This window comes from Tomitella biformata AHU 1821, from assembly GCF_000524475.1.
Lineage (GTDB): Bacteria > Actinomycetota > Actinomycetes > Mycobacteriales > Mycobacteriaceae > Tomitella > Tomitella biformata.
Genome location: NZ_BAVQ01000072.1, coordinates 199618 through 220379 on the forward strand (window position 1 = coordinate 199618; position 20762 = coordinate 220379).

At 68.6% G+C, this 20762-nt stretch carries 21 protein-coding genes; 15 read left to right on the forward strand and 6 right to left on the reverse strand.

The genetic code is table 11. The annotated features are described in order from the left end of the window. The 7 genes from TBIF_RS18140 to TBIF_RS18170 all read left to right on the forward strand — a co-directional run bounded on the left by TBIF_RS18140 (position 1) and on the right by TBIF_RS18170 (position 6953). Positions 1 to 513 (forward strand): hypothetical protein, encoded by a 513-nt coding sequence (locus TBIF_RS18140; protein WP_024796169.1) that lies wholly within the window; start codon positions 1 to 3, stop codon positions 511 to 513. Positions 514 to 587: 74 nt separating this feature from the next. Further along, positions 588 to 1796 carry an acyl-CoA dehydrogenase family protein gene (locus tag TBIF_RS18145; RefSeq protein ID WP_024796170.1) on the forward strand — a complete coding sequence of 403 codons (1209 nt, stop codon included), beginning with the start codon at positions 588 to 590 and terminating at the stop codon, positions 1794 to 1796. Next, positions 1793 to 2824 carry a phosphotransferase family protein gene (locus tag TBIF_RS18150; protein ID WP_024796171.1) on the forward strand — a complete coding sequence of 344 codons (1032 nt, stop codon included), beginning with the start codon at positions 1793 to 1795 and terminating at the stop codon, positions 2822 to 2824. Before TBIF_RS18145 ends, TBIF_RS18150 begins: the two co-directional genes overlap by 4 nt. Further along, positions 2821 to 3555, forward strand: a complete 735-nt coding sequence (locus TBIF_RS18155) for an SDR family NAD(P)-dependent oxidoreductase (RefSeq protein WP_024796172.1) — start codon at positions 2821 to 2823, stop codon at positions 3553 to 3555. Before TBIF_RS18150 ends, TBIF_RS18155 begins: the two co-directional genes overlap by 4 nt. 109 nt (positions 3556 to 3664) lie before the next feature. Continuing rightward, positions 3665 to 4120 (forward strand): helix-turn-helix transcriptional regulator, encoded by a 456-nt coding sequence (locus tag TBIF_RS18160; RefSeq protein WP_024796173.1) that lies wholly within the window; start codon positions 3665 to 3667, stop codon positions 4118 to 4120. A gap of 10 nt (positions 4121 to 4130) precedes the next feature. Further along, positions 4131 to 4547, forward strand: a complete 417-nt coding sequence (locus TBIF_RS18165; protein WP_024796174.1) for a VOC family protein — start codon at positions 4131 to 4133, stop codon at positions 4545 to 4547. A gap of 45 nt (positions 4548 to 4592) precedes the next feature. Continuing rightward, on the forward strand, positions 4593 to 6953 hold the full coding sequence (locus tag TBIF_RS18170; RefSeq protein ID WP_024796175.1) for an ATP-binding cassette domain-containing protein: 2361 nt from the start codon (positions 4593 to 4595) through the stop codon (positions 6951 to 6953). A 17-nt stretch (positions 6954 to 6970) separates the two neighbouring features. On the opposite strand, the gene TBIF_RS18175 is transcribed toward TBIF_RS18170, so the two are convergent. The 4 genes from TBIF_RS18175 to TBIF_RS18190 all read right to left on the reverse strand — a co-directional run bounded on the left by TBIF_RS18175 (position 6971) and on the right by TBIF_RS18190 (position 9933). Beyond that, positions 6971 to 7510, reverse strand: coding sequence for a PIN domain-containing protein (locus TBIF_RS18175; protein WP_235174860.1), 540 nt, complete (start codon positions 7508 to 7510; stop codon positions 6971 to 6973). A 13-nt stretch (positions 7511 to 7523) separates the two neighbouring features. Next, complete coding sequence (locus TBIF_RS18180; RefSeq protein WP_024796177.1) at positions 7524 to 7958, reverse strand: helix-turn-helix domain-containing protein; 435 nt, start codon at positions 7956 to 7958, stop codon at positions 7524 to 7526. Between the two features lie 92 nt (positions 7959 to 8050). Beyond that, complete coding sequence (locus TBIF_RS18185) at positions 8051 to 8758, reverse strand: GntR family transcriptional regulator (RefSeq protein WP_024796178.1); 708 nt, start codon at positions 8756 to 8758, stop codon at positions 8051 to 8053. Between the two features lie 29 nt (positions 8759 to 8787). Further along, a complete protein-coding gene (locus TBIF_RS18190) occupies positions 8788 to 9933 on the reverse strand; it encodes an acyl-CoA dehydrogenase family protein (RefSeq protein WP_024796179.1) in 1146 nt (381 codons plus the stop codon). A gap of 132 nt (positions 9934 to 10065) precedes the next feature. On the opposite strand from TBIF_RS18190, the gene TBIF_RS23930 reads away from it, so the two are divergent. Both TBIF_RS23930 and TBIF_RS18200 read left to right on the forward strand, forming a co-directional pair. Then, positions 10066 to 11526 (forward strand): aldehyde dehydrogenase family protein, encoded by a 1461-nt coding sequence (locus TBIF_RS23930; RefSeq protein ID WP_038171798.1) that lies wholly within the window; start codon positions 10066 to 10068, stop codon positions 11524 to 11526. Positions 11527 to 11541: 15 nt separating this feature from the next. Then, positions 11542 to 12453, forward strand: coding sequence for an oxygenase MpaB family protein (locus tag TBIF_RS18200; RefSeq protein WP_024796180.1), 912 nt, complete (start codon positions 11542 to 11544; stop codon positions 12451 to 12453). 6 nt (positions 12454 to 12459) lie between these two features. On the opposite strand, the gene TBIF_RS18205 is transcribed toward TBIF_RS18200, so the two are convergent. After that, a complete protein-coding gene (locus tag TBIF_RS18205; protein ID WP_024796181.1) occupies positions 12460 to 12795 on the reverse strand; it encodes a hypothetical protein in 336 nt (111 codons plus the stop codon). A 119-nt stretch (positions 12796 to 12914) separates the two neighbouring features. Between TBIF_RS18205 and TBIF_RS18210 the strand changes: the two genes are divergently transcribed. Then, entirely contained in the window at positions 12915 to 13388 is a 474-nt protein-coding gene (locus TBIF_RS18210; RefSeq protein ID WP_024796182.1) for a heme-binding beta-barrel domain-containing protein, read from the forward strand. On the opposite strand, the gene TBIF_RS18215 is transcribed toward TBIF_RS18210, so the two are convergent. Next, a complete protein-coding gene (locus TBIF_RS18215; protein WP_024796183.1) occupies positions 13385 to 14671 on the reverse strand; it encodes a TetR/AcrR family transcriptional regulator in 1287 nt (428 codons plus the stop codon). The two genes, TBIF_RS18210 and TBIF_RS18215, sit on opposite strands and share 4 nt — an antisense overlap. Positions 14672 to 14952: 281 nt before the next feature. Between TBIF_RS18215 and fadD5 the strand changes: the two genes are divergently transcribed. The 5 genes from fadD5 (at position 14953) to TBIF_RS18240 (ending at position 20759) form a co-directional block, all read left to right on the forward strand. Next, entirely contained in the window at positions 14953 to 16536 is a 1584-nt protein-coding gene (fadD5, locus tag TBIF_RS18220; RefSeq protein WP_024796184.1) for a fatty-acid--CoA ligase FadD5, read from the forward strand. A gap of 214 nt (positions 16537 to 16750) precedes the next feature. Beyond that, entirely contained in the window at positions 16751 to 17560 is an 810-nt protein-coding gene (locus TBIF_RS18225; protein WP_024796185.1) for an MlaE family ABC transporter permease, read from the forward strand. A 16-nt stretch (positions 17561 to 17576) separates the two neighbouring features. After that, the gene (locus tag TBIF_RS18230) at positions 17577 to 18437 is read left to right on the forward strand and encodes an MlaE family ABC transporter permease (RefSeq protein WP_024796186.1); all 861 of its coding nucleotides are present in this window, start codon (positions 17577 to 17579) and stop codon (positions 18435 to 18437) included. Between the two features lies 1 nt (position 18438). Further along, complete coding sequence (locus TBIF_RS18235; RefSeq protein WP_235174863.1) at positions 18439 to 19731, forward strand: MCE family protein; 1293 nt, start codon at positions 18439 to 18441, stop codon at positions 19729 to 19731. Next, the gene (locus tag TBIF_RS18240) at positions 19728 to 20759 is read left to right on the forward strand and encodes an MCE family protein (RefSeq protein ID WP_024796188.1); all 1032 of its coding nucleotides are present in this window, start codon (positions 19728 to 19730) and stop codon (positions 20757 to 20759) included. The genes TBIF_RS18235 and TBIF_RS18240 overlap by 4 nt, the downstream gene beginning before the upstream one ends. Positions 20760 to 20762: the final 3 nt, after the last annotated feature.

The following is a 20762-nucleotide window of genomic DNA, read 5'->3' on the forward strand; positions in this document are numbered from 1 at the left end:
ATGAGTGTTCTTGTGACGACGGCGCGATTTGTGGGGGATCTGGATAGCGAGTTCTATGCCGACGAGCGCCAGCGGGAGGTGTGGAACGAGGCCTCGGCCGTCGGATTCCAGGTCCTGAACTGGGCCCTGGTGATCGCCGCCGCGATCCTGCCGTGGGCGGCGGGTCGCACCGGCGCGTGGATCGCGCTCGGCCTGCTGGTCGGCTGGGTTGCGGTGTCTTTCCTCGTGCTGGCCTACGCGCGGGCTCTGGAGGTGGATTTGTACGTGGTGGCCTCGCTGTGGACTCCGAGATCGGTCGTCATGGTGGCGGTCTACCTGGTCGGCGCGCTGGGGGTGATCCTGCGGCTGGTCCTCGCCGACACCTCGGATCTGGGCGGCACGATCGCCGGCGGGGCGGTGGGCGCGGCACTGGCCGCGGTGGGCGTCAGCTGGGGGATCTCGCGGACCCGACGCAAGGCGCGGGACTCGGAGTTGGCGCGCGATGCGGCCGAGTCGCAGGCTTTCGAGGCTTGACGGTCCCCGCCGCATATGGGAGCCTCTGAGAGACCGAGCGATCGATCGGTCGGTCTAGATTGAGGAGCTGACCAGTGGCAATCGACCTACAGCATGAGCCTGAGACCTTGAGCCTGATCGCGCACACCACGGACTTCGTCCGTGACTACGTGCTGCCGATCGAGGACGAGTTCGCCGGCGACATCGAGGCCGCGGGCGGCGACGCCAGGCGCGTCGAGATGAACCAGGCCGCGCGTGCGGCTGGCGTCTTCGCCCCGCACGCGCCCACTGAGTTCGGCGGCCACGAGCTGAATATGTGCGAGCGCGCCCCGGTCTTCGAGGCCGGCGGCTACTCCCTGTTCGGCCCCGCCGCCCTGCACATCGCCGCGCCCGACGAGGGCAACATCCACATGCTGGGCGAGATCGCTGACGAGCGCCAGCGCGAGCTGTTCCTCGGCCCGCTGGCCCGCGGCGACGTCCGCTCCGCCTTTGCGATGACTGAGCCCGCCCCCGGTGCCGGCGCGGACCCCGCCGCGCTGACGACCCGCGCCGACCAGGTCCCCGGCGGCTGGCAGATCAACGGCCACAAGTGGTTCATCACCGGCGCGGACGGCGCGGCGTTCTTCATCATCATGGCCCGCACCGAGGGGCAGCCCGGCGACCGCGGCGGCGCCACGATGTTCCTCGCCCCGGCCGAGAGTCCCGGCCTGCGCGTGGGCCGGCACATCACCACGCTGGACCGCTCGATGATCGGCGGCCACTGCGAGGTGTTCTTCGAGGACCTCTTCGTGCCCGACGAGAACGTGCTCGGCGAGGTCGGCCAGGGCTACGCCGGCGCGCAGGTCCGCCTCGGCCCGGCCCGTATGACGCACGTGATGCGCTGGCTCGGCGCCGCCCGCCGCGGCCACGATATCGCCGTCGCCCACTCCGCCAAGCGCAAGGCGTTCGGCTCGCGCCTGGGCGACCTCGGCATGGTCCAGAAGATGATCGCGGACAACGAGATCGATATCGCGGCCACCCGTGCGCTGCTCATGCGGGCCTGCTGGGAGCTCGACAACGGCGGCGTCGCCGACGACTCCACCTCGATCGCCAAGACCTACGCGGCCGAGGCCGTCGGCCGCATCGTCGACAACTCCATCCAGATCTGCGGCGGGCTCGGCGTCTCCGAGGACCTGCCGCTGGCCCGCCTGTCCCGCGAGGTCCGCCCGTTCCGCGTGTACGACGGGCCCTCCGAGGTGCACCGCTGGGCCATCGCCAAGCGCGCCGTCCGCCGAGCCCGCAACGCCGCAGGGGAGACCCGATGACCGACGCTGCGATGAACCTTCCTGCGCTGCAAGACTATTTGGCCGAGCAGGGTGTGGCGCTGCAGGGCGAGCTGACGGCGGAGCTGATCGCCGGCGGCAAGTCCAACCTGACCTACGCCATCTCCGACGGTGCCAACAAGTGGGTGCTGCGGCGCCCGCCCGTGTCGGGGCTCACCCCGTCCGCGCATGACATGGCGCGTGAGTTCCGCGTCGTCTCCGGCCTGCGGGGCTCGGGCGTGCCGGTGGCGGACGCGATCGTGCTGTGCGAGGACAATTCGGTGCTGGGCGCGCCGTTCGCGATGGTCGAGTTCGTCGAGGGCCAGGTGATCCGCAACGAGTCGGAGCTCGCCCGCTACTCCGACGCGGACCTCACGCGCTGCACCGACGAGCTGGTCCGGGTGCTCGCCGCGCTGCACAACGTCGACTACCAGGCCGCGGGCCTCGGCGAGTTCGGCCGGCCCGACGGCTACCTCACCAGGCAGGTGGGGCTGTGGGCGAAGCAGTGGGGCCGGGTAAAGGACGGCGAGCTCGCCGCGAATGACTCAGACGTGGAGCGCCTGCACCGTGCCCTCGAGACGATGATCCCCACCCAGGCCGCGGCCACCATCGTGCACGGGGACTACCGCATCGACAACACCATCCTCGACGCCGACGACGTGGGCCAGGTCCGCGCGGTCGTCGACTGGGAGCTCTCCACGCTCGGCGACCCGCTCACCGACGTCGCGATGATGTGCGTCTACCGCGACCCGGCGCTGGAACTGGTGCTCGGGGAGCCCGCCGCGTGGACGAGCTCTCGGCTGGCGTCCGCGGATGAGCTGGCCCAGCAATACTCGACCGCGTCAGGCCGGGAACTGGCGAACTGGGGCTTCTACCTGGGCCTGGCCAACTTCAAGCTCGCGGTGATCGCCGCGGGCATCGACCATCGGTACCGCTCCGGGGCGACGGTCGGCGACGGGTTCGACAAGGCGATCGACGCCGTGCCGATCTTCCTCGCGGCCGGCCTGCGCGCGGTGAAGGAGCAGTCATGAACTCGGCGTTGGTGACCGGTGCCTCGCGGGGCATCGGACTCGGCATCGCCACTCGGCTGGCGGAGCAGGGCAGGGGGCTGACGATCACCTCGCGGACCCAGTCAACGCTCGACGCGGTGGCGGACCAGCTCCGCGCGGCCGGGTCGCCGCACGTGCTCGCCGTGGCCGGGGACATGGCGGACCCGGAGCACCTGGCCGCCGCGGTCAAGGCGCACGGCGAGCAGTTCGGAACGATGGACGCGCTGGTGCTCAATGCCGGGGTCGGCACCGCCGGGACCATCGCGGAGTACCCGATGCGCCGCTTCGAGAAGTCGATCGCCGTGAACCTGCGCGCGCCGATGGTGCTCATGCAGGAGGCGCTGCCACTGCTGCGTGCCGCGGCCGCCGCGAACCCAGGCCGCGGCGCGAAGGTCATCGCGCTGGCCTCGATCGCCGGCGTCTACGCCGAGGCCGGGCTCGGCGTGTACGGCGCGACGAAGGCGGCGCTGCTCTCGATGATCGACGCGCTCAACGCGGAAGAGTCTGCGGGCGGCGTCACCGGCGCGGCGCTGGCCCCCGCCTACGTCGACACGGACATGGCTGCCTGGACGCACGACACCGTGCCGCCGGAGACGATGATCCAGGTCTCCGACATTGTCGAGCTCGTCGACGCACTGCTGCGGCTGTCCTCCCGGGCCGTGGTGCCGAGGCTGGTAGTGAACCGCGCCGGAGCGTCTGCCTTCCAGGCCTAGCCCTGCATTGTTGCGAACGTGACCGACATTGTTGAGGCATCGCCCGAGAGGGGATATCAACAACGTCGGTCACGTTCGTCTATGCCGCCGCGCCGCTAGGATCGAGCAGGTGACGAGCTCCGCAAACACCCCGCGCGTGGGTACCCAGCGCCTGCGCGACCTCGCGTTGCTGCGGAGGGTCCGCGACCGCATCGACCGGGAGTACGCGCAGCCCCTGGACGTCGAGGAGCTCGCCCGCGGCGCGCACATGTCCGCCGGGCACCTGAGCCGCCAGTTCAAGCTGGCCTACGGCGAATCGCCCTACTCCTATCTGATGACGCGGCGCATCGAGCGCGCGATGGCGCTGCTGCGCGGGGGAGAGCTCAGCGTGACCGAGGTGTGCTTCGCGGTGGGCTCGTCCTCGCTGGGGACCTTCAGCACCCGCTTCACCGAGCTGGTCGGGATGCCTCCGAGCCGCTACCGCGCCGAGGCATTGGAGGGCGGGCTGGGGTTGCCGTCGTGCGTCGCGAAACAGGTGACGAGACCGATCAGGAATCGAGAAGCGCCAGCGCCGGGCCGGGCTTAAAGTCGCTGACATGGACAGCAATTTGAAGATTCACTGGACCTTCCTCCCGCACACCGACCCCGACGCGGCGCTCGCGTTCTACCGCGACACCCTGGGCTTCGAGGTGCGCAACGACGTCGGCTACGGCGATAGCCGGTGGCTTACCGTCGGGCCCGTCGGGCAGCCGGACACCGCGCTGGTCCTGGAGCCGCCGGCCGCTGACCCCGGCATCACCGACGACGAGCGCCGCCTGATCACCGAGATGATGGCGAAGGGCACGTTTGCCCGGGCGGTGCTCTCGACCACCGACCTCGACGGGACCTTCGCGCGGTTGCAGGCCGCCGGCGCCGAGGTGGTGCAGGAGCCGATCACGCATCCCTACGGCATCAAGGACTGCGCGTTCCGGGACCCGTCGGGCAACCTGATCCGCATCAACGAGGTCTCCTGACTGCCCGCGCCTAGACTCCTTTCCAACCCCCCAGATGGAGAACAGATGAGCCAGCACCCCGCCGACAGCCACGACCTGATCCGGGTGCAGGGCGCCCGCGTAAACAACCTCAAGGACATCAGCGTCGAGATCCCGAAGCGCCGGCTGACGGTGTTCACCGGCGTCTCCGGCTCGGGCAAGAGCTCCTTGGTCTTCGGCACCATCGCCGCGGAGTCGCAGCGGATGATCAACGAGACCTACAGCGCGTTCGTGCAGGGCTTCATGCCGACGCTGGCCCGGCCGGACGTGGACGTGCTCGACGGGCTGACCACCGCGATCCTTGTCGACCAGGAGCGGATGGGGGCGGATCCGCGCTCGACCGTGGGCACCGCCACCGACGCCAACGCGATGCTCCGGATCCTGTTCAGCCGGCTCGGCGACCCGCACATCGGCTCGGCCCAGGCGTACTCGTTCAACGTCGCGTCGGCCTCCGGAGCGGGCGCGATCACGGTCGAGCGCGGTGGGCAGACGGTGAAGGAGAAACGGACGTTCAGCGTCACCGGCGGCATGTGCCCGCGCTGCGAGGGCCGCGGCGCGGTCACCGATTTCGATCTCACCGCGCTCTACGACTCCTCGAAATCGCTCAGCGAGGGCGCGCTCACTATCCCCGGCTACAGCATGGACGGCTGGTACGGGCGCATCTACCGGGGTTGCGGCTACTTCGACCCGGATAAGCCGATCGCCAAGTTCACCAAGAAGGAGCTCGCCGCGCTCTTGTACAAGGAGCCCACCAAGATCAAGGTCGAGGGCATCAACCTCACCTACTCCGGCCTGATCCCGCAGATCCAGAAGTCCTTCCTGGCCAAGGACCGCGAGGCGATGCAGCCGCACATCCGCGTGTTCGTGGACCGCGCGGTCGTCTTCACCACCTGCCCCGACTGCGACGGCACCCGCTTGAGCGAGGCCGCCCGCTCGTCGAAGATCAACGGCATCAGCATCGCCGACGCCTGCAAGATGCAGATCAGCGACCTCGCCGCGTGGGTGCGGGGGATCGACGACCCCGCCATGGCCCCACTGGTGGAGACGCTCCAGCGCACCCTGGACTCCTTCGTCGAGATCGGTCTCGGCTACCTGTCGCTGGATCGCCCGTCGGGCACCCTGTCCGGCGGCGAGGCGCAGCGCACCAAGATGATCCGCCACCTCGGCTCCTCCCTCACGGACATCACGTACGTGTTCGACGAGCCGACGATCGGCCTGCACCCCCACGACATCGCCCGGATGAACACCCTGCTGCTGCAGTTGCGCGATAAGGGCAACACCGTGCTGGTGGTGGAGCACAAGCCGGAGGCCATCGCGATCGCCGACCACATCGTGGACCTTGGACCCCGCGCGGGCGCGGCTGGCGGGCAGGTCGTGTTCGAGGGCACCCTCGAGGGGCTGCGCGCCAGTGACACCCTCACCGGTCGCCACCTCGACGACCGCGCCGCGCTGAAGGAGACCGTCCGCGCATGCGACGGCGCGCTCGAGATCCGCGGGGCGGACGCGAACAACCTCCGCGGCGTCGACGTCGACATCCCGCTCGGCGTGCTCACCGTGGTCACAGGCGTCGCCGGCTCCGGCAAGAGCTCGCTGATCCACGGGTCGGTGGCCGGCAGGGAGGGCGTGGTCGCGATCGGCCAGGGCGCGATCCGCGGCTCGCGGCGCAGTAACCCCGCGACGTACACCGGGCTGCTGGACCCCATCCGCAAGGCTTTCGCCAAGGAGAACGGGGTCAAGCCCGGGCTCTTCAGCGCAAACTCCGACGGCGCGTGCCCGGTCTGCAAGGGCGCCGGCGTCATCTACTCGGACTTGGCGATGATGGCCGGCGTGGCCACCGTCTGCGAGGTCTGCGAGGGCAAGCGCTTCCAGGCCGCGGTGCTGGACTACCTCCTGGGCGGGCGCAACATCAGCGAGGTGCTGACGATGCCCGTCGCCGAGGCCGTGGAGTTCTTCGCGAAGGACGGGCCCTTTAGCCTGCCCGCCGCACACAAGATCCTGCTCCGCATGCAGGACGTGGGCCTGGGCTATCTGACCCTGGGACAGCCCCTGACCACCCTGTCTGGCGGCGAGCGCCAGCGCATCAAACTCGCCACGCACCTCGGCGAGAAGGGCGGGGTGTACGTCCTAGATGAGCCGACGACCGGCCTGCACCTCGCGGACGTCGAGCAGCTCCTCGGTCTGCTGGACCGCCTGGTCGACGCCGGCAAATCCGTCATCGTCATCGAGCACCACCAGGCCGTGATGGCGCATGCCGACTGGATCATCGACCTGGGCCCCGGCGCGGGGCACGACGGCGGCCGCATCGTCTTCGAGGGCACCCCGCAGGAGCTGGTCGCCGGCGCCTCGACGCTGACCGGGGAGCACCTGGCGGCATACGTCGGGGTGTGATCCCGCGTTGCTCGCGGTTAGCAGCGAAGAGCGGCTGCGGAGATGGGCAGGCCCGCCGCGGCCAGGCGGTCACAGACATCGGCCGGTGTTCCGGGAGGGTTGCGCCATGCCGCGGCGGTGGCGCTGATGGATTGGCGCACTCCTGCGCCGTCGAGAGCGACGAGATCCATCACAAATTCGTCTGGGTGGAGTGCCTGGATATCGAATTCAGCAAGCTCAGCGGCCGGGAAGTCACGCAGATTCGCTGTCACGATGACCTGTGCGCCGCAGCGGATTGCAGCGGCGAGCACGTGCCGATCGTGCCTGTCCGGCAGTGTTAGCGCTGGGATTAGGTGCTGGTATCCGGTTACGTGGCAGTCCGGCACTGCTTTATTCATCAACTCGCGCAGAGCGGCCAGTCTGCCGCCGGGGATGTCCGGTCTGTCGGCGGCGAGGTTCCGAAAGGTCTCATCGAGAATCTCGTCTGTCCACCGAGCCTGAATCAATCCACTCTGGGACAAGCGAATCAGGACGTCGCGAAGCACATTCGGGTACAGCACGTTCGCGTCGTAGAGCACCGTTAAGGCCACGTCAATACAGCCCGAGGTCCTCAGTCAGTGCGGCGAGGTCGTCTGCTGCTTGGCGGGCATCTGCCTGCTGGGCGCGCTGATACGTCAGCAGCGACGAAGCCAGAATTCGGCGATGCCGACCAACCCTGCGGTACTGGAATTGGCCTTGGTCCAGCAGTTTGATCACGTGGGGGCGAGAGACGTTGAGCAACTCGGCGGCCTGTTGCGTGGTCAGCTCGGCATTTGCGGGGACCAGCGTTACACCTTGGCCAGCGGCCATATTGGCCAACAGGTCCTGAATCTGTTCGAAGGCAACTCTGGGCAAGTGGACCGACTGGGCCGACCCGGGGATGGTCATGTCAACGGTCTCGGTGTCGGAGGCGACGTCTCGGAGCGCGGACAGAGCTTGCCGTGCCTGCTCTTGTTCTATGGAGCTGGGATGGACCACGGCGGACATGCGACGCCTCCTGTCAACCGAAATATACGCAACCATTTAATCGAAATATACGCAACCATCGAATTATTTGCAACAGAGTGCCTGGAGGAGAATTATGCTTCCGCCCACATCCCGATCTGCTCCAGGTGCGCGATCAGCCGCTGCGCGCCATCCGTGAACTGGATCCGGGTCTCGGCCTCCACCGCGTCGAGGTCGCCGGTCTTCAGCGCCTCGATCAGCCGCTCATGGCTGGTGACGGCCAACTCCTGCCAGCCCGGGTCGCCGGAGTAGAGCTCCTGAGGGGTGTAGCGCAGGGCGCTGTTGAGGAACCACGCGAGCTTGCTGGCGTCCGCGGAGATGTTGATCAGGCGATGGAACTCGAACTCGAAGCGGACGATCTCCGGCTCGTCGCCGGCGCGGACGGCGGCCCGCAGCGAGTGGTTGAGGAACTGGAGCCGGGCGATCGTCTCGGGCGCGATCGCGGCGGCCGCGCGCAGGCTCAGCTGCACGGCGATCTGCTCCTGCAGCCAGAAGATGTCGGTGACGTCGGCGCGGGACAGCGCCGCGACGATGTAGCCGCGGTGGGGGACCGACTCGACCATCCCCTCCCCGCGCAGCGTCAGCAGCGCCTCGCGGACGGGGGTGACGCTGACGCCGAGCTCGGCTGCGGTCTCGTCGAGCCGGATGAACTCGCCCGGCCGGACCTGTCCCGTCATGATGCGCCGTCGGACATGGTTCGCCACATCCTCGGACAGTTGCGGCCGGCGCGCCAGCGCCCCGGGCCCTGACGTGCCCGCTGCGCCGCGCGCCGTTGCCGCCATGACGTTCGCTCCCTGTTGTCCGAAAGTGCCTAGAGTCCGTAGCTTTTGCCGACGATATCGCGCTGGATCTCGTTAGTTCCACCGTAGATGGAGGAGACCAGCGCGGCACGCACATGCTGCTCCATATCGAATTCCATGGCGTAGCCGTAGCCGCCCATCATCTGCATGCCCTCGAGCGCGACCTTCTTGGCGGTCTCGGTCGCCTTGAGCTTGACCATCGACGCCTCGCGCGGGAACAGCTTGGTGGGGTTGGCGTCGATCTGGCGTGCCACCTTGTAGACGAGCAGGCGGGTGCACTCGATCTCGGTGGCCATGTCGGCGACACGGTGGCGGATCGCCTGGAAGGTGCCGACTGGGCGGCCGAACTGCTTGCGGGTGGTGATGAACTCCAGGGCGTCGTTGAACGCGCGCTGCGCGGTGCCGAGCATCATGGCGCCGAGGATCAGGCGCTCGATGTTCAGGCCCGTCATCAGCTGGTTCCAGCCGCCGCCCACCTCGCCGATCACCGCGTCATCGGGGAGGAAGCAGTCGGTGAAGTAGAGGTCGTTGGTCTCCTTCTTGCCGCCCATGAGCTCGATCGGGTGAATCTTGAGGCCTGCGGTGCCGGCGGGCACGTGAAACATTGTCAACCCCTGGTGCTTGCTCTCGCCGCGGGAGGTGCGGGCGACGAGGAGGATCGCGTCGGCGATGTGGGCGTTGGAGCACCACGTCTTCTGGCCGTTGATGAGCCAGCCGCCCTCGACCTTCTCGGCCTTGCAGCTGAGGTTGCCGACGTCGGAGCCGGCCTCGGGCTCGGACATCGAGATGGAGTAGGTGCCGCCGTCGACGATCCCGCCGAGCACCTCCTTCTTCTGCGCTGGGGAGCCGAACTTCTGGTACGCCGCGCCGGTGATCAGCGTCGGGCCGATGCCGCCGATGGGGGCCATGCCCTTCGCGGACTCCTCGAGCAGGATGCACAGGTCCACCATCGAGCCGTCCGCGCCGCCGTACTCCGCGGGCGTGGACAGGCCGAGCCAGCCCAGCTGCGCCATCTTGCGGTAGAGCCCGTCATTGTGGTTCTGGCCGCCGCGGTCGGTGAGCTCGTCGCGCTGCCCGCGGGTGCCGGCCTCGCGCTGGCAGAAATCGGCGACGGCCTTGGCGAAGTCGGCCTGCTCGGGGGTGAAATCGAATGACATGGGGTTCTCCAGAGGGTTCGGGTGCTTGTCCTGGACGGCAGCACCGCCTAATGTGAGCGTCGCAACAGTGAATCACATCAAATATATGTGATGTGAACTGAGTCGTCGAGGGAAAATTCACAAGGGGAGCGCATGACGGTGGAGATGTTCGACAGCCTCGACCCCCGGGACGACGCGGTGCTCGCGAGCTACCCGGTGGCCGGCGAGCAGGAGGTGCAGGGCGCCGTCGAGCGAGGTCGGACGGCCGCCCGGTGGTGGGCCGAGCAGGGCTTCGACGGGCGCAAGCGCTGGCTGCTCGAGTTCAAGCGGGCCATCGCCGCCGACGCGCAGTCCCTCGCGAGGGTGATCTCCCGCGAGACCGGCAAACCCGTGGACGACGCGCTCCTCGAGGTGATGCTCGCCGTCGAGCACCTCGACTGGGCCGCGAAGAATGCGGAGAAGACGCTGCGCCGACGCAAGGTCGCCGCGGGCCTGGTCAGCTCGAACCAGGCGGCGTCCGTCGGCTACCGGCCCTTCGGCGTGGTCGGCGTCATCGGGCCGTGGAACTATCCGCTGTACACGCCCATGGGCTCGATCTCCTATGCGCTGGCCGCGGGCAACGCCATCGTGTTCAAGCCCAGCGAGCTCACCCCCGGCGTCGGCGTCTGGCTGGCGGAGAAATGGGAGTCGATGGCCCCGATGCAGCCGGTCCTGCAGGTCGTCACCGGCCTGGGCGCGACGGGCGCGGCGCTGTGCCGCTCGGGGGTGGACAAGATCGCGTTCACCGGCTCCACCGCGACGGCCAAGAAGGTGATGGCCACCTGCGCGGAGACCCTGACCCCGATGGTGGCTGAGTGCGGCGGCAAGGACGCGATGCTGGTGGCGGAGGACGCCGACCTCGACGCGGCCGCGGATTTCGCGGTGTTCGGCGGCTTCGGCAATGCCGGGCAGACCTGCGTCGGCGTCGAGCGGATCTACGTCTGCGCCCCGGTTTACGAGGAGTTCCTGGCCAAGCTGGTCACGCGTGCGGGCAAGCTCACGCCCGGCGAGTCGTACGGCCCGATGACACTCGGCAGCCAGACCGCGGTGGTGCGCGGGCACATCGCCGCCGCGCTGAAAGATGGCGCCACCGCAGTGCTCGGCGGCCTCGACTCGGTGGACGAGCGCTATATTTCCCCCGTGATCCTCACCGGCGTGCCGGAGGACTCGGCGGCGATGCGCGAGGAGACCTTCGGCCCCGTCCTCATCGTCAACCAGGTCCCAGACCTCGCCGAGGCCGTCGAGCTGGCCAACGCCTCGAAGTACGGCCTCGCCGGCTCGGTGTTCACCAAGAGCAAGGCCCGCGGCCGGGCCGTCGCCGCGCAGCTCGAGACCGGCGGCGTCACCGTCAACTCCGTCCTCGGCTTCGCCGGGGTGGCGGCGCTGCCGCTGGGCGGGGTGGGGGACTCCGGCTTCGGCCGCATCCACGGCGCGGACGGGCTGCGAGAGTTCTCCGCCGCATCCGCCCGCACTGTGCAAAAGTTCCACGCCCCGCTGAATCTGCTGACGATGGCCCGCAAGCGGCGCGACATGACCATCGCGGCGGCCCTGCTCAAATTCCGGCACGCTCGTTAGAGACAGGAACAGAAAATGACGAGAACCCCATCAGCCCCGAGTGGACGCTTCGGCTGGTTGCGCCGCATCGAGTCCCTGGACCCGGTGGCGGATCGGCACGAGATCCACCGGATCACGGCCGGCCACGAGTTCCCCTGGGACTATCAGCGCTCGCTGGAGTTCGCGCTGTTCCGCACCTATTGCTCGCCGCGGGTCTCGGCGGTGCTCAAACAGTCCGGCGAGTTCGAGCACCACCCGCAGAAACGCTATGACGACACCGCGATCCTGATGGCGGAGATGCTCGATCACGGTATGGACTCCGATCGCGGCCAGGAGTCCGTCCGCAATATCAACCGGATGCACGGGCAGTACGACATCGCCAACGAGGACATGCTCTACGTGCTCTCGACGTTCATCTTCGATCCCCTCGACTGGATCGATCGCTACGGCTGGCGGCGCCTGCACCCGAAGGAGCGGCTCGCCGCGTTCTACTTCTACAAGGAGATCGGCGAGCGGATGGCCATCTCGGACATCCCGGATACGCTCCCCGAATTCCAGCGCTTCAAGCTCGAGTACGAGGCGCGCGAGTTCCGGTACTCGCCGGACAACCATGACATCGGCACCTACACCCTGGACCTTTTCAGCGGCTGGTTCCCGCGGCCCCTGCGGCCGCTGGTGCGGCGCGGGGCGTACGCGTTCCTCGGCGAGCAGATGACGACGGCGTTCGGGTTCCCGTCGGGCTCGCCCCGGCTCCGGGAGTTCCTGATGGCCGGGCTGCGGCTGCGGGCGCGCGTCGTCCGGTGGTTGCCGCCGCGGCGCGTCGCGCGGGTGACCGGGGACCCCGGCAACCGCACCTATCCGGGCTATCCGACGGGTTACCGGCCGCGCGACTTGGGCACGCCGCGGGTCTCGCCGCTGGCTGCGCGTATGAGTGCCGGGAGCCGCTGACAAGAGCTACTGCGGGCCGAACCCGCCGCCGAGGACCGTGTGCGCGTCGCCCTTCAACTCGACGAAGATCACGTGCGTTGGCGTCGCGCCGGTGTTCTCGCCGAAGTGCTCCTGGGCCGGCAGCCACATCGCGGCGCCGGCCTGGATGTCCACGTCGACGACTCTGGGGCCCGCGTGCAGCCGTCGACGAAACGAGCTCAACGTGCACATCACGCTGTTCGGGTGCAGGTGCGGAGTCGTGATGTCGCCGGGGAAGTCGTGATAGTCGAGGACGCGGACAAACTCGTTCTCGAAGACCACCGAGTAGTGCTCGGGATTGCTGATGACCGGGTCTGTGCTCATATCCGATTGTGCTCCCGGCGCCCATCCTGCGGCTATGCCCTGGGCCCTGATGATACGAACTCGGTACGGTGGCGGGGCTGGCGCGGTTGCGGTCGGCGCACACCTGATGGAGGCAAGGCATGACGGCAGATGTGGGACCTTTGGGCGACCTGGCGGCATTCGCGGGGCACTGGACCGGGACCGGGACGGGGCACTATCCGACCATCGCGGACTTCGCGTATGAGGAGGAGATCACCTTCACCCCCAGCGGCCGGCCCTTCCTGACTTACCACTCCCGCACCTGGTCGCCGGGCCGGACGAAGCCGATGCACACCGAGAACGGCTATCTGCGCAGGACCGGCAGCGGGGCCGTCGAACTGCTGATCTCCCAGCCGACGGGCTTCACCGAGCTGCACCGCGGCGAGCTGGTCGACGGCGTCCTCGAGCTGGAGCTGGTCAACCTTGGCGCCTCGCCGGAGGCTAAGCCCGTGCACGCGACGCGGCGCCGGCTCACGGTCGCGGAGGAGGTGGTGGGCTATGACATGTGGATGTCGCACGCCGACACCCCGATGACGCACCACTTGACCGCCGAGCTGCGCCGCGCTGCGGGCTAGGCGGGTTTGGCGCCGTGGCCCAGGAGCGTCGCGAGCATCAGCGTGCGCACCCGCAGCCGCACGGTGGCGGACTGGTCGAAGTGCGTGAGCCGGCCTAGGTCCAGGACCAGGCCGAACGCCGCGTGGACCAGGTATCGGGCCTCGCTGAGCATCAACTCCGGCCGCAACTCCCACAGCAGCCGGGACCATATCTCGATGTTCTTGCGCTGCACCGAGTGCAGGGCCGCACGCCGGGGTCCGGGCAGATTGGCGATCTCGGCGAAGTAGACGGACAACAGCTCGCTCTGCTGGAACGACAGGTCCGTGTACGCCTCGACGAGGCGGTTCAATTTCTGCTCCGCGTCCTGCTCGCCGCCGAGCACGGCGGACTGGGCGTCTTCGAGGCGTGTCGCGGCACGCTGGAAGATGGCCTCGAGGAGGTCCAGCTTGCTGTCGTAGGACCGGTACAGGCCCGACGCGGTGATGCCGGCGGCATTCGCGATCTGCTCGATGCTCACCTCGTGGTAGCCGTGCCGGTAGAACAGGTGCAGCGATTCCCGCAGCAGGGCCTCCCTCTTGGTCTCCGCCGCGGGCGCCGCCGGCAGGGGATGCGCCCAGGTCACGATGTCGCTATCGGGGGCCACCGGCAGGTCCACGGCCAGCACGGCCCAGCATGCGGCCAGCAGCAGCGGGCTGATGCGCTTGGCGGAAAGCGGTGCCCGATGGGCCGTGATGCTGCCGGAGATGCTGAGGATGGTGGCGGTCAGGATCTTCGCCTCGTCAGCGCTGATCGTCGGCCGCAGCTGCGCCAGGGGATCGAGCAGCCGTTGGTTGAGGGTGGACATCGAGGCCTTCAAATACGCGAGGTCCTCTTTGTGGAGGAAACGGCCCTCCCAGCGGTAGAGGCCGCCTGTGCGGCGGTTCTCGACGGCGAGCTGGATCAGCGCGGACAGGATCTGGTCGATCTGCTCGCCGGCTGGTAGCGCCGCGGCGGAGTCGTCGGCCGGCTCGGGCAGCGCGGACGCGCGTAGGAGCCCGTTGACCAGCTCCAGAACGGCATGCTGGAACAGGGCGTACTTGTTCGGGAAGTGCCGATAGAGGGCGGGGCCGGAGATGCCGAGGACGCCGGCGATGTCGTCGACGCCGACGGCGTGGTAGCCGCGCTCGCTGAAGGCCTCTGCGGCCACCGCGGCGATCTGCGACTTCCGGTTCTTTGGTCGCCGCTTCGGCGGTCCCTTGGGTCCGCTCGGGCGGCCACTCTCGCCGCTGTCGATGACTGTCGCCATCCTGCTATCCGCAGTCATCGCCGCGGCACCTCCTATTGCATAGCGACGCCGCCCGACCGGCCCCGAAAAGTCGTTGAATGCGATCTTGCCACGGATACTAGAAGTGAAGGGTAATTCTGACTTTCCCGGTGCTGAGCGTATCCTGCCGCCGCGTAGAGGCTGAGCGCAGGGGTCCTCCGCTGGTCTGAGAATTAGCGTTAACAAAACCCTTCCTCTTGTCGGCTGAGTGTGTAATACTCGTCACAGCGACCTTCGGGGGCGCACACCGGATCCGCCTCCGAGCCAAGAGAGGACAGTAAATGAGCATTGCTGTAGACCCGGCCGGGGAGCCGCAGCGGTTCCGCAGGAACAACTGGAACAACTGGGTGGCGGCGCACGCCGTGATGCGCGGCGACAAGGCCGCGTTCCGATACCTCGGCCAGGACACCAGTTGGCGTCAGCTGCACGAGCGTTCCGAGTCGATGGCGTCCGCGCTGCACAGGCGGGGCGTCGTCAAGGGCGACCGGGTCCTGCTGCTCACGCTCAACCGCACGGAGTTCTTCGAGGCGGTGCTGGCGATCAACGCCCTGGGCGCCATCGCGGTCCCGGTCAACTTCCGCCTCACGCCGCCGGAGATCGCGTTCATCGTCCGCAACTCCGGGGCCAAGGCGATCTTCACGGAGGCCATGCTCGCGCCGCTCGTCGCAGCGGTTCGCGCCGCCACCCCGGAGCTGGCCCTGGTGGTCAACATGGGCGCGGAGACCGAGGGTGATGTCCTCGGCTACGAGGCGCTGGTCGGGGAGGCCGGCGAGCCGCATCCCGCGATCGACCTGCCGGAGGATCTGCCGAGCCTGATCCTGTACACCTCGGGCACCACCGGCTCACCCAAGGGTGCGGTGCTCTCGCACTCGAATATGACGGCCCAGGCGATCACCTGCATTCGCGCCATGGAGCATGCCGGCGAGGATGAGATCGGACTTCTGGCCGCGCCCGCCTTCCACGTCGCGGCCCTCGGCTCGGTGGCGCCCACGCTGATGCTCGGCGGGCTCACCGTCATCCACCCGCTCAAGGCCTTCGACCCGGCCGATGTGCTCGATACCTGGGAGAAGGAGCGCGTCACCACGGTGTTCCTCGTCCCAGTGCAGTGGCAGGCGATCTGCGCCGACCCCACCGTCAAGGATCGCGACCTGTGCCTGCGGGTGATCAGCTGGGGAGCCGCGCCATCGTCGGACTCCATCTTGCGCGCCATGGCGGAGACGTTCCCGGACGCCCGCAACGTGGCGGTGTTCGGCCAAACGGAGATGTCCCCGATCACCTGCGTGCTCGAGGGCAAGGATGCGCTGCGCAAGCTGGGCTCCGTCGGCCAGCCGATCCCCACGATCCAGACCCGAGTCGTCGACGACGAGATGAACGACGTCGCCACCGGCGAGATCGGGGAGATCGTCTACCGCGGCCCGACGATGATGCAGGAGTACTGGGACAACCCCGCGGCGACGGCGGAGGCGTTCGCCGGTGGCTGGTTCCACTCGGGCGACCTCGTGCGCCGCGACGAGGAGGGCTTCGTCTACGTCGTCGACCGCAAGAAGGACATGATCATCTCCGGCGGGGAGAACATCTACTGCGCGGAGGTTGAGAACGCGCTATTCAGCCACCCGCGGATCCTCGAGGCGGCGGTGATCGGACGGCCCGACCAGAAATGGACCGAGGTCCCCGTCGCGGTCGTCGCGCTCAAGGACGGCGGGGTGGACGGCGACCTCACGATTGCGGAGCTCTCCGAGTTCTTGGGCGACCGGCTGGCCCGCTACAAGCATCCGCGGGACATCGTGATCGTCGACGCGCTGCCGCGCAATGCGAGCGGCAAGGTCGTCAAGGGCGCGCTGCGCGAGGTGACGGCGGCGGTCTAGGCCGGGGGTAGGACCAGGGGGAAGGGCAGGCGGCTGGCCGCTCCGATTCAATCGGGGCGGCCAGTGGCCTTGACTGGGGAAAGTCGATGTTCAGCGCCGTGGAGCGCGGGTGTCACGATGAGAATTTCCGTTCACATAATGCTTGTGGTCCGGTGTGAACTGTGTCATGCTCAACACGGAATTATCAGACTTTGGAGGGGGAGGTGGTGCGGCCATGACCTATGAGCTCCCAGAACCCAAGGGTCCCGCCAGCGATGTCGCCATCCAGGGCGGCTACCTCATCGGGTTCTCCGTGCAGGCGATCATCGGCCTGATCCGCTCGGTGTTCGGCTGGCGGCTGTCGATGAAGGAGACCGTCACCCAGATCCTGTTCATCGGCCGGGTGAGCACGGGCCCGTCCCTGCTGCTGATGATCCCGATTGGCGTCTTCATCGCGGTCTCCGTCGGCGAGTTGGCCGGCCGGATCGGCGCCGGCGGCTACTCCGGGGCCGTCGTGGCATTCATCATCGTCGGCCAGGCCGCGGCGATGGTGTGCGCGCTGATGATGGCCGGGGTCGCCGGCTCGGCGATCTGCACCGACCTGGGCTCCCGCAAGATCCGCGAGGAGATCGACGCCATCGAGGTGATGGGCATCGACGCGGTCGAGCGCCTCGTCGGGCCCCGGCTGGTCGCCGCGGTCGTCGTGTCCTTGGCACTGTGCGCGATGGTCACCTTCGGCGGCGTGCTGGCCTGCTACCTCTACCACATCTACATCCAGCATCAGCCCGCCGGAACTTTCCTGGCGACCTTCAGCCAGTACGGCCGGCTCTCCGACTTCGGGATGGCGATGGTCAAGTCCGCGGTCTTCGGTCTGGCCTCGACCCTGGTCGCCACCTTCAAGGGTCTGCACGCCAAGGGCGGCCCGCGCGGGGTGGCGGATGCGGTCAACGAGGCCGTCGTGCTGGCGTTCGCGCTGGTCTTCATCCTGAACACGGCACTGTCCGCGCTGTACACCGTGATCGTGCCGGCAGTGGGGTCCTACTGATGGGGGGACTGAGCTGATGATCGGATTCGACAATGTCGCGCGGGTGAACGCCCAGGCGCTGCGCCCCGTCAAGGCCGTCTACACCGGGTTTGTCGACGTCGGCAAGCACGTCACCTTCATGTTCCGCACCATCGTCTCGATCCCGTTCACGTTGGTCCGCTACCGCAAGCACGTGCTCAACCAGATCAGCGAGGTCAGCTTCGGCACCAACTCGCTGCTCTCCGGCGGCGGCACCATCGGCATCGTGTTCGCGATGTCCCTGGCCGCCGCGATGATGCTGGGCGTCGAGACGCAGCGCGGGCTCGAACTCGTGGGCATGACGACCATGTCCGGCATGCTCTCGGCCATCGCGAACACCCGCGAGCTGGCGCCTGTTGTCGTGGGCATCGCCCTCGCCGCGAAGGTCGGCACCGGCTTCACCGCCCAGATCGGCGCGATGCGGATCTCCGACGAGATCGACGCGCTGGACTCGATGGCCATCCGCTCGATCCCCTTCCTCGCCGGCACCCGCGTCATCGCCGCCATGGTGTGCGTGCTGCCGATCTTCATGATCGGCCTGCTCGCCAGCTACCTGTCGACGCGGCTCGTGGTCGTGTTCTTCAACGGCGCCTCGGCCGGCACCTACGACTACTTCTTCCACTTGGCGCTCTCGCCGACGGACCTGCTGTACTCCGCCATCAAGGCCATGGTCTTCGCGGCCGTCGTGTCCCTGGTGCATTGCTCCTACGGGTACTTCGCCTCGGGCGGGCCGTCCGGGGTGGGCCAGGCGGCGGGCCGCGCGCTGCGCACCTCGATCCTGGCCATCGGCATCCTCGACGTGGTGCTGACGTTCGCAATGTGGGGCCTGGTCCCCACGATCCCGGGCATGGGGTTCTGACGTGCGGTCCGGGTCGCGGGACGAGATGACGGGCGCCAGCCGCCTCGCCCTCGCTTTGCGCGGGTTGCTCGCCGCAATTGTGATCGTCGTCGTCAGCGGCTTGCTGGTCCTCAAGGGCGGCGGCGGCCTGCACAACAACCCGGAGGTCCTCGTGTCGATCCCCGCCAGCGCGGGCCTGATCAGTGGGGAGGCCCCAGTCCGGTATGCGGGCGTGAACGTGGGCCGGATCGGCGGAATCGAGTCCGGCGCGCAGGCGTCCATCGTCCGCCTTGAGGTCAACTCCGCCGATATCGCGAACATCCCCGCCAACGTGCAGGCCCGCGTCGTGCCCCGCACCTTCTTCGGCGACATCTACATCCAGCTCGTGGACTCCGCGGACTCGCCCTCGCCCGTCGGCCTGCGGAGCGGCGACCACATCATGGTCGACACGGGTCCGGAATCCGTCGCGCTGTACGGGGTCTTCGAGAAGGTCGCGAACACCCTCGCGGCGATGCAGCCGGAGAAGATGCAGACCGCGCTCACCGCGCTGAGCCAGGCGCTCGACGGCCGCGGCGCGGCCATCGGGGAGACCATCGACAACCTGTCGGACGCCGCGGGCACGGTGACGCCGGCGCTGCGCGAGTTCGTCGAGGCCACCCCCGAGTTCACGACCGTCCTCGCCGGGCTGGAGGAGGCCGCCCCTGACGTCCTGGGCCTGCTGGCCGCGGCGACGACGGTGTCCCAGAACATCGTCGACAACCAGGACGGCATCGCGAACACCCTGGCCGCCGCGGCCGGCTACGCGGACGCGGCGAGCCCGTTCATCGACGCCAAGCGCGGCGAGATCACCACCGTCCTGAACTCTGCGGGCATCATCCTGGCGACCACGGGGGCGAACTCGGCTGGGCTCACCGAGACGTTGACGGCGGCCCACGAGTTCGGCCTGAAGGGCGGCAAGGTGTTCGCGACAGGCAAGTTCAACATCACCACCGTCGCCACCTTCCAGGACCCGCTGCCGTATTCGGCCGCGGACTGCCCGGTGTATGTGGGGACCGCCAATCCGGGCTGCGCGGCCCACGCCGCCGCCCCGGGCAGCAGCCATCCGGTGGGCCTGGCTCCGACGCTCGAGCAGGCCACGGACCTGACCGTGTCGATCCCGGTGGTGGACGCCCGCGGGGAAGCCCCGGTGCTCAGGGCTCTGGAGGACAGCGTGCGTGGTCAGGCCGCGGGCCCGGACGCGGACACGGCGCCGAACCCGGCCACCGTCACGCTGCTGGGCCCGCTGGTGCGAGGTAACGAGGTGGAGGTCCGATGAAACTCGGCTGGTATCCCGTGGCCAAGGCCGTGGCCTTCGTCGCGGCGGGGGCGGCGTGCGCGGTGCTGGTCGCCAACACGTTGACGGTGCCGGTCCGCGGTGCCACAGACGGGTACACGGTGGAGTTCACCGACGTCGAAGGCCTCGGCGCGGGCAACGCGGTGACCCTGGCCGGCGTCCGGGTGGGCCGGGTGGACTCCATCGCGTTCGCCGACGCCGGCGGCGGGACCAGCAAGGCGGTGGTGGGCATCGAGGTCGAGTCCGCCCATGCCCTCGCGGCCACGGCGACCGCCACGGTCCGCTACGGCGACATGCTCGGCGCGCGGTACATCGCGCTCGAGCAGCCCGCCGGCTGGACGGGCGCCGCGGGTCCGGAGCTCGAGCCCGGCGGCACGATCCCGCTATCGCGGACCACGCCGCCTGTCGACCTGACCGCGCTGATGAACGGCTTCAAGCCGCTGTTCCAGGCACTCGACCCGGACCAGGTCAACACCCTGGCGCGGGCGTTCGTCGACACCTTCAACGGGCAGGGGCAGGCGGTCAACGACCTGCTCGTGCAGATCGGGGACGTCAGCTCGGGCCTGGCGGACCGCCAGGAGGTGGTGCGCCAGCTCGTGGAGAACATGGGCGCGCTACTCGCCTCGGTCGATGCCCGGGCCCCGCAGCTGGAGGAGCTCGTCGTCGGGCTGGGGCAGCTCACCGACTCAGTCGCCGGCGATAGCGACCGCCTGGTCTCACTGCTGGACCAGGGCAACACCGCCGTCGCCACCCTCGCCGGCGCGATGGAACGGTCCAACGGCGATCTCAGCCGGTCGATCACCGAGCTGACCACGATGACCGACGTCTGGGTCTCCCAGACCGAGCAGTTCACGGGGTTCCTCGGGCGGATGCCCGGCTTCGCGAACGCCATCAACAGGATCTCCGGGTACGGCGGCTTCGTGAGCCTGTATCTGTGCAACATGACACTCAAGGCGGGGGACCTGGAGGCCAACATCTTCGGCGCCACACACTCCCCGACCTGCCGATGAGCG

What these genes read in the sequence shown, in the direction of transcription:
- TBIF_RS18215 (WP_024796183.1), bottom strand. Translation starts at nt 14,671, where the DNA reads ATGACTGCGGATAGCAGGATGGCGACAGTCATCGACAGCGGCGAGAGT.
- TBIF_RS18170 (WP_024796175.1), top strand. Translation starts at nt 4,593, where the DNA reads ATGAGCCAGCACCCCGCCGACAGCCACGACCTGATCCGGGTGCAGGGC.
- TBIF_RS18150 (WP_024796171.1), top strand. Translation starts at nt 1,793, where the DNA reads ATGACCGACGCTGCGATGAACCTTCCTGCGCTGCAAGACTATTTGGCC.
- TBIF_RS18180 (WP_024796177.1), bottom strand. Translation starts at nt 7,958, where the DNA reads ATGTCCGCCGTGGTCCATCCCAGCTCCATAGAACAAGAGCAGGCACGG.
- TBIF_RS18155 (WP_024796172.1), top strand. Translation starts at nt 2,821, where the DNA reads ATGAACTCGGCGTTGGTGACCGGTGCCTCGCGGGGCATCGGACTCGGC.
- TBIF_RS18230 (WP_024796186.1), top strand. Translation starts at nt 17,577, where the DNA reads ATGATCGGATTCGACAATGTCGCGCGGGTGAACGCCCAGGCGCTGCGC.
- TBIF_RS18210 (WP_024796182.1), top strand. Translation starts at nt 12,915, where the DNA reads ATGACGGCAGATGTGGGACCTTTGGGCGACCTGGCGGCATTCGCGGGG.
- fadD5 (WP_024796184.1), top strand. Translation starts at nt 14,953, where the DNA reads ATGAGCATTGCTGTAGACCCGGCCGGGGAGCCGCAGCGGTTCCGCAGG.
- TBIF_RS18205 (WP_024796181.1), bottom strand. Translation starts at nt 12,795, where the DNA reads ATGAGCACAGACCCGGTCATCAGCAATCCCGAGCACTACTCGGTGGTC.
- TBIF_RS23930 (WP_038171798.1), top strand. Translation starts at nt 10,066, where the DNA reads ATGACGGTGGAGATGTTCGACAGCCTCGACCCCCGGGACGACGCGGTG.
- TBIF_RS18185 (WP_024796178.1), bottom strand. Translation starts at nt 8,758, where the DNA reads ATGGCGGCAACGGCGCGCGGCGCAGCGGGCACGTCAGGGCCCGGGGCG.
- TBIF_RS18190 (WP_024796179.1), bottom strand. Translation starts at nt 9,933, where the DNA reads ATGTCATTCGATTTCACCCCCGAGCAGGCCGACTTCGCCAAGGCCGTC.
- TBIF_RS18225 (WP_024796185.1), top strand. Translation starts at nt 16,751, where the DNA reads ATGACCTATGAGCTCCCAGAACCCAAGGGTCCCGCCAGCGATGTCGCC.
- TBIF_RS18140 (WP_024796169.1), top strand. Translation starts at nt 1, where the DNA reads ATGAGTGTTCTTGTGACGACGGCGCGATTTGTGGGGGATCTGGATAGC.
- TBIF_RS18165 (WP_024796174.1), top strand. Translation starts at nt 4,131, where the DNA reads ATGGACAGCAATTTGAAGATTCACTGGACCTTCCTCCCGCACACCGAC.
- TBIF_RS18240 (WP_024796188.1), top strand. Translation starts at nt 19,728, where the DNA reads ATGAAACTCGGCTGGTATCCCGTGGCCAAGGCCGTGGCCTTCGTCGCG.
- TBIF_RS18200 (WP_024796180.1), top strand. Translation starts at nt 11,542, where the DNA reads ATGACGAGAACCCCATCAGCCCCGAGTGGACGCTTCGGCTGGTTGCGC.